Genomic DNA, 12,673 nt, shown 5'->3' on the forward strand with positions numbered 1-12,673 from the left:
TTGAGTAAATTTTATAGTATATTCTATAAAATGTCAATATTTTTTAATAAAATTATGCCCCTTTTTGTTAATATTTGGTTAAAATTCGGCGTTATTTACTTATTTTGAATTTTAGCTTATTTTAATTTTTTTTAAAAAGGTGTGCTATCCACTTGACAATTTAGAACGTTTTAATAAAAATTAAATAAATGAGTTTTTATAAAAATAGCCAGAAAAAATTTAAAAATATACGGAGTATGTTTTAATAATGCTTGAAATTGAGACGAAAATAAAGTTAGATGGGTAATATTATCAGTTAGAATACTCACCAAACCATAAAAAATGGTGTTTTTTGTGTACAATAATGATGGAGGAGAGAAGATGTGCATGATTATTCCGCTTAAAAGTGTCGTTGCGAACGCTTTTATTGAGTTGAGAAAAAAAAGAAGTGAAGAAAATGAACTTTTGTTTGATAAAATGGACGCTTATAGGCGTAAAATAATTGATCTTTTGGCTGAAGAAAAGAATGAGATCGCGGCAATTCCTTGCTCAGGTAATGACGTTTCAGAATTTTTAAACGAATATTCAAATTTATTTAAACTTGAAGAAAGAAATAAAAGGTATTATTTTCTCCTAAAAATCAATAATGAATCTGTTGATAAAATATTGATGGGATTTAACGCGTATCTGCCGCTTAAATTTTTGGCGGTTGTTTCTAGTTCAAAATCGACTGAACCGTTATTTCAGGCGGAAAATGTCCAATCCAAAATCCATAAATAGCAGAAATGAAAAAATATTTAAAGACCCGCTCTATGGCTATATAAGCCTCCCCGTTAATTTTGTTGATACCTTCATTGATACGCCTGTTTTTCAGAGATTAAGAGATATTGTTCAAACAAGTTATTCCTCGCTTTATGCGGCTACATTACATAATCGTTTTATACATTCGCTGGGTGTTTATCATTTGGGCTGTATAGCTTTTAAAAATATGCAAAATTCGATAAATGAGGTGATATATAAGCGTAAAATTGATAATTTCTCCGTAGATGAACATGAAGAACTGTTTATGGCCGCCTGTTTACTGCATGATGTAGGTCACGCCCCCTTTTCACATATTGGAGAAGAATTTTATGAAAAGCCATATGGAAAAGAATCCCTTGAAAATCAATTTTGGGAAGCGGCTGGCGTTGCAGAAGATAAATATAAAATGGTTAATCCGCATGAGATAGCCGCTCCGCATGAAAAAATGAGCGCTATCGTGGCGTTGCGGGTTTTTAAGTCTTTCTTTGAAAACAAAGATAAAGAATTTTTCGCAAGATGTATTACAGGATACAAATATAATGTCTCTCTATATGATAAAAAATTAAAACATCAACTTCAGCTTAAAAATTGTTTAATCTCCATCTTAAAATCCGAACCAATAGACGTGGACCGTCTTGATTATTTAATTCGTGATTCTTTTGTAAGCGGTTATCAAAATGTTTCTATTGATTATAAGCGTTTACTTAACGGTCTTATGGTGGTATATGATAATAAAAAAGATGAATATATTCCCGCATTCCATAAAAATGCGGTAAGTATTATTGAAAGCGTTATCTTTGCCCACGATTCAGAAAGAAAATGGATACAAAATCATCCGGTTATTTGTTACGAGGCCGAGATTATTAAGTATGCAATTAAAAGAATAATTACTTTAACTTATAATAATATAAGCATCTTCTGCCGTGAAGCGTTAATGGAAGAAGGAGTTGTAGTAAATGCCGAGCTGCATTTAAATAATAAATTAAAAATAACATTATTATCTGATACAGATGTTTTATTTTATATAAAAAATGTATTATATGAAGATAAATTTCTTAAGGAATTATTTGACCGCGCTAAAAGACGTAACGCGTTATGGAAATCAGAAGTTGAATTTACTCATTTGTATAGCGCAAAATTATCGAAAGACGCAATAAAGTCCATAATAGAAATATGTAAATCCATAAACGAAGTTTTTAGCGGAAGTCTGTCGCATATTCCGCCTGTTATTAATGAGAACGCGCTAACTGCTGCGACAGAAATACTAAATAATTATAAAAATCGGGGCGATTACGAATTATATCTTGATGAAAAAATATATGATAATGTTGATGAAAAACGAAAAAAAATAAATAAGAAAGGAATTACTGACTTTATAACATACTGTAAATGCTTTAAGAAATTTGCCAATGATAACAAATTGGATTTTAATATAGGCTTCATGATTCTAATGCCCGATAAATTTAAAAGTAATTTTGCGAGAGATAAAACTAAAAATATACGAATATGGTTTCCCATTACGCAAAGAATAGATTATTTCTCTAATATAACATCAACGCTTATACCAACACAAAACTCTGAAACCGCTCCACAGCCCGAAGAAACGAATGTAATATATTTTTATACGCAAAAAATAAAGAACAATGACGAAAAAAGAAAAATACAAGAAAAATTTATTTCTTTTATTGAGGAAAATTTGAAAAAGAAATATGAAAAATTATCAAAGATATAGCAAAAACGCTACCGCCTAGATAGAGTAAAAAGGAGTGATGTGAAACAGGAAAAAGTATTAGTTATAGCTATGAACTATTTAAAAGACTTTGTTCGCCCAAATTGCGTTAATGTGTCGAAAAACATACAAGACTTTCTTAACGCTGTTCAGAAAGAAGGCTGTTTTATTCCCAGAAGCAATGCGGAGAATGATTTTAACTTCAAGCAGGTGATTCCGTATATTTACATTTCTCATGATAAAAACATATTCCTAACTAATAGAAAATCAACTCAATTTGAGTCAAGGCTGCACAATAAATATTCGTTAGCTGTAGGCGGTCATATTAATGAATTTGATATTGAGGGAATTGAAAATATAATTCAAAACGGAATGCTTCGTGAATTAAATGAAGAGGTTATTGTTGACAACTACGATATTTTGGAAATATCAGCTAAATGTTTGATAAGCGATGATACTAATGAAGTGGGACGGGTTCATATCGGCGTTGTTTATCAAGTTTCATTAAAATCGCCAAAATGCGCGGTAAATGAGATTGATATGATGGACGGAAAATGGATTCAAATATCGGATATTCCCTCTTATTATGAAAAATTGGAAACTTGGTCTCAAATAATTTATGACTTTATTTTAAGGGATGGCGCTAATATTTAAAGTAAATTGTCCGAGTCTATGCGTGAATTTCACGATAAGATAACGGACAAAAACCCCTGACTCTTCTTTGTGATCTTCTCTTCCTTAGTGTTCTTTGTGAGAGGTCTTGGCGAGTAATTGGCGAATTATTGTAGCGGTTCTATGATCCAAATTGCCGCGCTTCTACGCCAAACAAGATTCTTATTATCAATCCAAGCGTCTTTATCCAAACCGGCTTTAACGCAGATTTTTTCCAGAAAATCTTTTTTTGTATAGTGTCTTTGCACGGCAATCGACGCTTGAAGGATCGTGTTTTCATAACCGTCCGCAAGCCAAAGGTTGTGGCTGCCGGGAATAAAATCTTCGGGCGTGGACATATCTTCCCATTCGCCAAAAATAAGCAGTTCCACTAATGTATCAGCCGCTTCTTCGGGGCGAAGCGGCTCATAACGTGAGTCTCTTAGAGCCTGTGCGGCGCAGAATGCGGCAAAGAGATTCATATCGCCTGAATTTTTGTACCACGCCAGACAGCCTCGGTCTTTTCCCTGAACAATAAGCCGGACTGCCAAGCCTTCGTTTATGCCAAGCGGAGGCAAAACAGGCGTCTGTCCGTCATTCCAAACCTTGAAAATACTCTCTCTTGCGGACTGGAGAATCTCTTTTAGCCTGTCCGTGTCATAAGTTTCCCGGAGTTTTGCGTTTATTTGTAATTCTTTTCCGGACGGATTGCAGGAAATGAGCAAGGCTAATGCCCAAATAAGAAATAATCCGCAGACGCGCATAGGGCAGTATACATCAATATATGGAAAATTTCACTTGGGAAACTCTAAAACTTTGATTTTTTTCCAAGAAACAGCATAAAAATCCTCCTTTTTCATTCTTCTGTGAGAGATTACTTTCATTATTTATCAATATTGTTTATAATTGAAATATGTGGTGGAACATTATTGCGTTTATAAAAAAATTTTTTTATAGATTAGGTTTTTTTGCGAAAACTCTTAAAGGAGTCGGTTACTTTATCCGCCATTCGCAGGCTTCGTTTAAGGTTCTTATCATGCAGATTCTCTTTACATTCGTATACGCTTTGGGGATTACGACCCTGCTGGCGCTGGCAATCGGCGCGGCTGTCAATATAATTGGAGTGCCTTTTCTAGCGATGATAAACCAGCAGCAGCTTATTTATACGCTGTTAATCATAATTATTACAAGGGAATTGGGCCCTCTTTTAATCGCTTTTGTCGTTATCGCCCGTTCGGCAACCGCTATTGCCACGGAAATAGCGGGAATGGTTATCTCGCATGAGGTTGAAGCCTACATTTCCGTCGGGATAGACCCTATTGAACAACTTGCCGTTCCCCGGTTTTTAGGCGTTACTATTTCGCTTGTGCTGATGAATATTTATTTTTCAGTTTTCGGGCTTGCCGGTTCCTATATTGTCACGCAGATATTCAGTTCAACTCCGATGGATTATTATTTTACAAGTTTATTGCAGCATTTGAGCATTTATGATGTGATTGTTTCGATAATTAAGAGTGTTGTGTTTGGTACGATCATCTCTGTTTATGCCGTAATTGAAGGTTTTTCAGTTGAAAGGGCAAGTACCGAAGTTCCAGTCGCGGGTTTACGCGCTGTCGGCGGCGCTTTTGCGCTCTGTATAGTGGTAGACGTTATTATTTCAGCTTTATATTATGTTGCGTTAGGGTAATGGAAAATATTATTGAATTAAACGATATACATTTTTCTGACCATGAAGGCAGGAAAATAATACAGGGAGTTTCCATTAAATATAAACCCGGAAAGACTACCGCTATTATAGGGCCTTCAGGCGGCGGTAAAAGCACCGTGTTAAAAATTTCCGCCGGGCTTCTTCAGCCAAGCCACGGGGCGGTTTTTTATAACGGGCAAAATATCGCGCTGATGAACCGAAGCGATAACCTTGAATTCCGCCGTGAAGGGGCTTTTGTTTTTCAAGATTCGGCGCTTTGGGCAAATATGGATTTGTTTCAGATAATGGAGCTTCCGCTAAAGATTCATTATCCAAAGATGACAAAACAAGAGCGTAAGGATCGCATTAATGAAGTTACAACGGAAGTTGGTTACAAAAAAAACATGACCGTCCGGCCTTCAACACTTTCTATGGGCGAGCAAAAATTAATTGCCTATGCGCGGGCGATGTTATGCGATCCGTCACTCCTTTTTTTGGATGAATGGACTGAATCAATGGATGAAAATTCCGCCAACAGGCTTGTCAATCTTGTAAGAAAAAAACAAAGCGCTGGAGCTACGATTTTATTTGTAAGCCATGATATGAGGGTAATTAAAGATTTAGCCGATTTTGTAATAGTAATTGCTGACGGTAAAGTAGCGATGAATACGCCGAAAGATCAAATAATAGGCGATTTATCACTTAACGATTTTGTACAGATGGGGGTAGTGTCATGAAATTTTCAATAAGGTTTGCGGATCAAATTGTAGGTACTCTTGTCTTACTCGGGCTTGCGATTTTGATTTTTGTAATTTTTATGTTGGGCAAAAATCAGCGCTGGTTTGAACATGACAGCCAATATAAGGCTTATTTCGCGTCCGCTTCTGGAATAAGCCCCAATATGGTGGTTCAGTATAAAGGTTTCACCATCGGGCATGTTAAAAAACTTTCACTTTCCTCCGATGACCGCGTGGAAATAGTATTTTCTATTTTTGAAGAATATACAAACAGGGTTACCGAAGGCTCTTTAGTAGAAAGAATGGAAAGCCCGATAGGCCTTGGAAGTTCATTTAATTTTTATCCCGGTAAAGGCAAAGATCAGCTTCCGGAAGGTAGCGTTATTCCAAATGTAAACTCGCCGGAGGCAAAAAAGTATATAGCGGAAGGATTGGCCGATATTCCAAAATCAAACGACAGCATAGGCAATATTGTAAATCAGGTTAATTCGATACTTGAGACTGTAAACGCCGCGCTCGCTGGTTCTAATGGAGAGCCCGCCCTTGTACAGATTGTCAGTAACATAGAAGGAGTTACCGCAAGCCTTCAAGCGTTAGCTGATAATCTTTCCGGGCAGTTGAAACCGATATTAAACAATTTTGAAGGGTTTACAGATAATCTTTCCAGCCCGACAGGCGCGGTTTCCAATATTCTTGACTCGAAAGGGCCTTTATATGAAGCTATCAATTCGCTTGCGGGCATAATTGATAACCTTAACAAAACAAGTAAATTTATCCCAACCCAGCTTCCTCAGATTGCCACGGCGATAAATGAACTTAATATTCTGCTTAAACAAGTTGAGGACGTATTAACATCGGTGGCCAATAATCCTCTTTTAAAAGGCGGCATACCTGAAAATAAAGAAACCGGCCCAACTGGCGCTAGTCCAAGAGATCAAAAGTTTTAACCGCGGGGGAAATTAGAATGAATAAAGTAATCGGCATTTTTATTTTATCAATAGTTTTTAGTTTGTTATCATGTTCAACGGCTCCAAAAAATTCCGGGGATATCTATAATTTACGAAAAACAGCTGAGATAGGGCTGGAATCGGCCAATAGGGAAGTGGGAAAGGGTAATTATGCCAACGCGGAAAATTTCTTAATTGAATATAAACGCATGGCGATTCTTGCCGATGATCCTTCGCTTATAATCAGGGTTTGCCTGTCTTATGGAAACGTTTTATTGTCTTTAGGGAAAACAAATGAAGCCTACGCGCAGTGGGATCAGGCTGTTGAAGAAGCTCAAAAATCGGGAAATAAAGAACTATTATCCGTAGCAAAAATTTTTAAGGCGAGGGGAAATCTTCTTTCTGAAAAGGCGGCAGCCCAATCCGTAATAGATGAAGTGAACAGGGAAATTGTTAATATTAAAAATAATCTCTTTATCGCCTATTCATGGCAGACAAAAGGTCTTGCTCAGAGGGTAAAAGGCTCATACGCCGATGCGGAAGAGTCAATAAAGAAAAGTTTGGATATTCATGAAAAAGAAAAGGCCCTTGAAAATGCTTCCTATGACTGGTATACTATCGCGTCGATACGTTCTCTGGCGGGAAACGCGCAGGGAGCGTTACAGGCTTTGGAAAAGGCGGTAACAATTGACCGCCGTATTGAAAATTCTTTCGGTCTTGCCGCCGATTGGAGGGCGATGGGCGATATTTACCGTAAAATGGGGAGAAATGACGACGCGTTGGAAGCGTACAAAAGATCAAGGGCGATTTTTGAAGCTTTGGATAAAAAAGACGAAGTTACGGAAATTGACAATCGAATGACAGGTTTTTGAAAACATCTAAAAACTGAAGTTTTTAAATGTTCCATAAAATTAATCTTGACATAATGTTGGAGAAATAAATGAATAGCGTTTTTATGAATACATATCACAGGCTGCCAGTGACTTTCGCAAGGGGCGAAGGTTCATGGCTTTTTGATATAGACGGGAAAAAATATCTGGATTTCAGTTCCGGGATAGCCGTAAACATTCTAGGCCATAATTATCCGCCGCTCGTGCGGGCGGTTACGGAACAGGCGGCAAAATATTTTCATGTGTGCAATTATTTTCAAAGCGATATAAGCGTGGATTTTGCCGAGAAACTTGTGCAAGCCACCGCTCCCGCGGGAATGAAAAAAGTTTTTCTTTGCAATTCAGGAGCGGAAGCTAACGAGGGAGCGTGCAAGCTCGCGAGAAAATACTCGCTTGTAAAATACGGGCCGGGAAGGCATACCATTGTCACTTTAAAGGGGAGTTTTCACGGAAGGACTATTACGACTTTATCCGCGACCGGGCAGGAAAAATTTCACAAGGACTTTGGCCCCTTTACGGAAGGTTTTATCCATATACCGTGCGGCGATATTGACGTGCTTGAAAAAACACTGGATAAAAACACAGTCGCCGGCCTTTTAATTGAAGCGGTACAAGGCGAGAACGGCATAGTGCCGCAGTCGCAGGATTTTATCGCCGCCGCCGCGGATTTATGCGCCCAGAGGGACATACTGCTGATGTTTGACGAAATCCAGTGCGGACTTGGAAGGACGGGAACCTTCCTCGCGCTTGAACAGTACAAGGACAAAAACGGCAATCCCATTAAAGCCGATATTGTAACGCTCGCGAAAGGCCTAGCCGGCGGAATTCCCGCTGGCGCTGTTTTAGCCGGAGAAAATACTTATGCCGTTTTTGAAGAAGGCGATCACGGCAGCACGTTTGGCGGCAATCCTATCGCCGCGGCGGCTGGGATTGTAGTATTAAAGACGGTAAACGATCCCGGTTTCCTTGCTGAAATAACCAGGAAGGGTGAAATACTGATGAACGCGCTTAAGCAAAACCCAAAGATTAAAGAAGTGCGGGGCAGGGGACTGATGATAGGGCTTGATATTGAAAGCAGTTCATGGATATTCCTTAAAGCGGGAATCGCAAGAGCCGATTTCGCTAAACAGCAAAATGGCCTATTACTGCTGTCCGCCGGAACAAACACTTTACGCCTACTGCCCCCGTACACGATAACAGATAGCGAACTAGAGCAAGGCATTGAAATAATGAACGAATTACTCGCGGCTAGTTGATTCGCCAAAACCTCACACAAAGGGCGCAAAGGAAGAGAAGATCACAAAGACGCTAAATAAACGCACGGCGTAGCCGTGTAGATCAATAATGCCGCACAGCGTAGCACCAATAAACGCCGCTGTCTCTAATTAAAGCAAGGCGGCCTTTAGGTCGCCGACAGTGCGCGAGAGAAGAGGGGGTTTTTGTCCGTTATCTTGTCGTGAAGTTCACGCATAGACTTCGGACAAAAACCCCACTGCTCACTGCTCATTGCTCACTGCTCACTCCCCTTACTTATTCGGCAATCCCGGCGACGCTTTATTCAAATCAGTTACATACCAATCATTCGCGGTGTGGGTATTTTCTTTGTTTTCGTGTCTGCTGACGCTTTTGGTCGCAGATGTTTTTATTGTCGAAGTATTAACGGCATCAAAAGGTCCGGGCAGATGGCCGTCTGCGGATTTCCACGCTTCTTTATTAAACAAATCTTCTATAATTCCCGTGAAATGCGTTTGATTTTTTTTCCATGTTTCAGCGGGCTCATCATTCATAATAATTGTGTCCAGAATTCTGCCGTTTGCGTCCTCTAAATACACAATATCGGTTTTGTGCAGCAATTTTTCAGAGCCGGAAACCCAAAGATCACGCGCAGTAGGGCAGGAGTCGGTCCCTGCGGATTCAGACAAGTTCTCTCCTAATTCATTAACGCATGTACTTTCCAAAGTACGCAAATGAAGCGTAACATATTCACCTAACTTTACGTCAACAGACGGGAAGTCGTAAGTATATGGTTTTTTAGCGTCATACATAATGTAAAGTTTTAATCCGTTCAAATCCCCCGCTGATTTAACTTTAAATTCAATATATTCCGCCCGTTTCGCCGAACTTGAATATTCCGTGCGTAATTCATTTATCTCTATTTTTGGAACCCAGTCATTGACAAACAGGCGTTCTTCGACAGACAACGAATTTTCATGGTTATCTATTACATTAAGTTCAATTAAAAAATCCGTCTGCAATTCAAGGTTTTCTTTTAGAAAAACTTTTACGGTTTTTCCGTCCTGAACGCGCTCAATTTCCTGATGCGGAGTAATTGTACAGGAAACATTTTTAACCGCCGCCGTAAAATTAAAGCGTATTTCTTTTTTGGAAAACAAATAGAAGTCTATATATTCCGCGGGTTCGGTTTCCGTAAAATCAGATTCATTATTATCCGTCTTATCCTGATCGTTATCTGCCGGATCATAATCATTTGGTTCCTGCCCGTCAGAATAATCAATATCGTCACTATCAGCCTCCTCCTGCTCGATATCCTCCTGATCGGTATCCTCTGAATCAGCATCATCTGATTCTTCTTCGTAAGAGAAATCAGGCTTATTTTCACCCGGTTTCTTCTGATTGGCGCCCGGTATTTCCGGGACTTCAAACTCTGGCTCCTGCAGAATGGGAAGGTCATTTGAGCATCCGCAGATTGCCCACAGTAATGATAAAATCATTACCAAGCTAAAAACATTTTTCATTTGCATCTCCTTAAAATAGATTTTAATGTCGCATACGCGACACCTATATATGGCGTGAAAGTGCCATTTTGCTTGACCGTTTTTGAAAAAATTTTTTATTATTTTTACCACGAACCACACGAACCAGCACGAACATTTCAATTTTTTGATAATTTTAAGAAAAAAGCCAGAATGGCTTGACATCTATTGAATTTTTTTCAATTCCTGATATACTTAAAAAGAGGTAAAAAATGGGAGCCAGAGTAAAACCTGTACAACCAACAGAAATTAAAGACAAAAAGATAGTTTATCAAGTTATACGGGAAATCCGCCGGAAACCGACAGCGGCAGCCCTGAAACGCCATAAGGAAGAAGAAGAAGACCTGATAAAGTTGCTTAAAAAATGAATACTCCCATCACCGTAAACCATAGGAACGGTAATACTCTATTTTATTTTGAACAATTATCTTCTGTCTCTTTGTTGGATAGTTTTTCCTGTTTAATAGCCGAATACAATGATTATTTATTTAATGACGCTCTCCGTTCTCAAAATGATCATATTGCGTTAACATGGTTATTAAGAGAACGGACTACCGATGCTATTACCGCCTATATGTCTCTGATTACGGACGCGATAAAATTATCAGTATCAGAAAGAGAAATCCACAATTTAAATTACCCTTTTAAAACTATTCCCGCAATGAAAATAGCGAAACTAGCTTTTTATTTTACGCCGGTCATGGGATACAGTCCAACGGCGAGAACTACCTTATCCCCGTGGACGCGAATATTCCCAGTGAAAACTTCCTACGCAACCGGGCGGTTTCCGTGCAGGAAATGCTTGACGAACTGAACGACGCGGGAAACAAGTTCAATGTGGTAGTATTGGACGCCTGCCGCGACAATCCCTTCGCGTGGAAGCGTTCCGGCAGCCGAGGTCTTGTCGGGGTAGGACAACAGCCCGCGGACAGCAATACTATATACTAACCACTAATAACTAATAATTAACGCCTACAACAGCAAGAAGTGTAGTTATAAGGCGCGGTAGAGGATTAAAAATGATGCCTAATTCCCGCTTGTTTCATTATGCCATTGGCGACATGACGGATGCGTATTTCCCCATCTACCGGAAAATTTTTTTCAGTGATGGGGCTATACCATATATCATGGTCCCCTTTGCCGTGACGCACAAAATGACAATTATATTTAAGAAGAATCTGCCGGACTTTTTTCTCGTATTCAGCCCCATTAAGCTACAACCGCTTGAGCTTCCATTCTGAAAAGCAGATGGATATTTGAGTGCGGTTTTCCGTTTAATTCCAGAAGTTCAGGAGTCGCCGTTTTGACTCGTTTAATAAGCGTATCAAGTGAATCGGATTCGAGGGCGATAGGTATATCGTCATTGAGGGCATACCATTTGGCGGCTTCATCATCCCAATCCAATGAAACGGTGTATTCGTTCATATTTATATTATATCTTATATTAGCAAAGGCGGCAAGTTGGGAACCTGCGCCAAAGGCGGCAAGAAGCGGGGGGAGCGCAAAAACAATAATGCGGTAAATTTATTATAAATTCACTTGACATATACGAAAACATCAGGTATTTTTACTTTTTTTCCTCTTCGTGTTCTTTGTCCCTTCGTGAGAAATTTTCTCCAACTGTCTCTTTTCGAACCTTTACTTATACTCCCCTTCAAAACTCATGTGTTTAACAAGAATCTCCGTAATCTTCTGCGCCGCCAGCCTTGCGTCATGCTCTGGAACTCTTCCTTGCCTGTTAAGGGATTCAGTAAAAAATTCGGCAAGCGATTTATAAATATCAGGAGATTGATAGAACACTACCGCAAAATTGCTCTCGGTGGGATTAAGGATTGTAAAAGAACCAAAACTTTCGTTTGGCTCTTTCGCTATCATTATCTTTGTTTGATTTCTCGCGGTGATAATTTCCAATTCGCTAAAGTGTTTTGGAATTCTCTCGCCGTCCGCCCTTGAAACAGGTTCTTGAAACTTGAGATGATACGAGTCAGGTTCAACCAAAATATACAATTTTTTTCCACCCGTAATAAATTGCAAACCTATATCCGTTAAAAAGATTTCTTTTATGCCGGCGTAAGATACAATTTCATAAATTGAATAGTAGGACGTTTCGCTGAAAAATGAAGATACGATATACCCCTGGGCAAACGGAAGTTTCCCCTGTCTGTAAGCGTCAAACAGATTACGGAATGGAACGTCGCTTATTTCTTCTACAGGTAAAGCTGCCGGTTTTTTAACTACGGGTTTTTTTTTAGCCTGTTTCTTAGCCTCTTCGTCGGTTGGCTCTCCGCAGACTGGGCATATTACCATATCATCATCAAGTTCTTCGCCGCATTTCTTGCATTTTTTAGGCTCCACTTTAACCGGCTGCTTGCAGTACGGGCAAAATACCCAATTCGGCTTTAAAGGTTTATCGCAATTTTTGCATTTCAATTCTTCATCCATGTTTTACTCCTTATTTAAATATAATTATACCACGAT

Annotated in this window: 15 protein-coding genes; 11 read left to right on the plus strand and 4 right to left on the minus strand. The window is 39.1% G+C overall.

Annotated elements, in window-relative coordinates:
- Window positions 1–360 precede the first annotated feature (360 nt).
- Genes ACYVRA_RS11635 through ACYVRA_RS11645 form a run of 3 tightly spaced genes read left to right on the plus strand, consistent with a single transcriptional unit; the run spans window position 361 to window position 3,163 of the window.
- Window positions 361–759: a hypothetical protein gene (locus tag ACYVRA_RS11635; protein ID WP_461252875.1), complete on the plus strand. Its 399-nt coding sequence runs from the start codon at window positions 361–363 to the stop codon at window positions 757–759.
- Window positions 734–2,512 (plus strand): HD domain-containing protein, encoded by a 1,779-nt coding sequence (locus ACYVRA_RS11640; protein WP_461252876.1) that lies wholly within the window; start codon window positions 734–736, stop codon window positions 2,510–2,512. The genes ACYVRA_RS11635 and ACYVRA_RS11640 overlap by 26 nt, the downstream gene beginning before the upstream one ends.
- A 39-nt stretch (window positions 2,513–2,551) precedes the next feature.
- Window positions 2,552–3,163: a hypothetical protein gene (locus ACYVRA_RS11645; protein ID WP_461252877.1), complete on the plus strand. Its 612-nt coding sequence runs from the start codon at window positions 2,552–2,554 to the stop codon at window positions 3,161–3,163.
- Between the two features lie 125 nt (window positions 3,164–3,288).
- On the opposite strand, the gene ACYVRA_RS11650 is transcribed toward ACYVRA_RS11645, so the two are convergent.
- Complete coding sequence (locus tag ACYVRA_RS11650) at window positions 3,289–3,924, minus strand: AMMECR1 domain-containing protein (protein ID WP_461252878.1); 636 nt, start codon at window positions 3,922–3,924, stop codon at window positions 3,289–3,291.
- Between the two features lie 149 nt (window positions 3,925–4,073).
- Between ACYVRA_RS11650 and ACYVRA_RS11655 the strand changes: the two genes are divergently transcribed.
- The 5 genes from ACYVRA_RS11655 (at window position 4,074) to ACYVRA_RS11675 (ending at window position 8,677) form a co-directional block, all read left to right on the plus strand.
- Entirely contained in the window at window positions 4,074–4,847 is a 774-nt protein-coding gene (locus ACYVRA_RS11655) for an ABC transporter permease (protein ID WP_461252879.1), read from the plus strand.
- A complete protein-coding gene (locus ACYVRA_RS11660) occupies window positions 4,847–5,584 on the plus strand; it encodes an ATP-binding cassette domain-containing protein (protein WP_461252880.1) in 738 nt (245 codons plus the stop codon). Before ACYVRA_RS11655 ends, ACYVRA_RS11660 begins: the two co-directional genes overlap by 1 nt.
- Window positions 5,581–6,531, plus strand: coding sequence for an MlaD family protein (locus ACYVRA_RS11665; protein ID WP_461252881.1), 951 nt, complete (start codon window positions 5,581–5,583; stop codon window positions 6,529–6,531). Before ACYVRA_RS11660 ends, ACYVRA_RS11665 begins: the two co-directional genes overlap by 4 nt.
- A gap of 17 nt (window positions 6,532–6,548) precedes the next feature.
- Complete coding sequence (locus ACYVRA_RS11670; RefSeq protein ID WP_461252882.1) at window positions 6,549–7,403, plus strand: tetratricopeptide repeat protein; 855 nt, start codon at window positions 6,549–6,551, stop codon at window positions 7,401–7,403.
- Window positions 7,404–7,471: 68 nt separating this feature from the next.
- Window positions 7,472–8,677, plus strand: coding sequence for an aspartate aminotransferase family protein (locus ACYVRA_RS11675; RefSeq protein WP_461252883.1), 1,206 nt, complete (start codon window positions 7,472–7,474; stop codon window positions 8,675–8,677).
- Window positions 8,678–8,947: 270 nt separating this feature from the next.
- Here ACYVRA_RS11675 and ACYVRA_RS11680 read toward each other — a convergent pair whose 3' ends face one another.
- Complete coding sequence (locus tag ACYVRA_RS11680; protein WP_461252884.1) at window positions 8,948–10,177, minus strand: hypothetical protein; 1,230 nt, start codon at window positions 10,175–10,177, stop codon at window positions 8,948–8,950.
- 230 nt (window positions 10,178–10,407) lie between these two features.
- On the opposite strand from ACYVRA_RS11680, the gene ACYVRA_RS11685 reads away from it, so the two are divergent.
- Genes ACYVRA_RS11685 through ACYVRA_RS11695 form a run of 3 tightly spaced genes read left to right on the plus strand, consistent with a single transcriptional unit; the run spans window position 10,408 to window position 11,143 of the window.
- Entirely contained in the window at window positions 10,408–10,563 is a 156-nt protein-coding gene (locus ACYVRA_RS11685; protein ID WP_461252885.1) for a hypothetical protein, read from the plus strand.
- Window positions 10,560–11,009: a hypothetical protein gene (locus ACYVRA_RS11690; protein WP_461252886.1), complete on the plus strand. Its 450-nt coding sequence runs from the start codon at window positions 10,560–10,562 to the stop codon at window positions 11,007–11,009. The genes ACYVRA_RS11685 and ACYVRA_RS11690 overlap by 4 nt, the downstream gene beginning before the upstream one ends.
- Window positions 10,928–11,143 (plus strand): hypothetical protein, encoded by a 216-nt coding sequence (locus ACYVRA_RS11695; RefSeq protein ID WP_461252980.1) that lies wholly within the window; start codon window positions 10,928–10,930, stop codon window positions 11,141–11,143. Before ACYVRA_RS11690 ends, ACYVRA_RS11695 begins: the two co-directional genes overlap by 82 nt.
- A gap of 261 nt (window positions 11,144–11,404) precedes the next feature.
- Here the strand turns inward: ACYVRA_RS11695 and ACYVRA_RS11700 are convergent, their stop codons facing one another.
- Both ACYVRA_RS11700 and ACYVRA_RS11705 read right to left on the minus strand, forming a co-directional pair.
- Window positions 11,405–11,620, minus strand: a complete 216-nt coding sequence (locus tag ACYVRA_RS11700) for a DUF1902 domain-containing protein (protein ID WP_461252887.1) — start codon at window positions 11,618–11,620, stop codon at window positions 11,405–11,407.
- A 213-nt stretch (window positions 11,621–11,833) separates the two neighbouring features.
- Entirely contained in the window at window positions 11,834–12,637 is an 804-nt protein-coding gene (locus tag ACYVRA_RS11705) for a zinc ribbon domain-containing protein (RefSeq protein WP_461252888.1), read from the minus strand.
- Window positions 12,638–12,673 lie beyond the last annotated feature (36 nt).

This window comes from Treponema sp. R8-4-B8, from assembly GCF_054786175.1.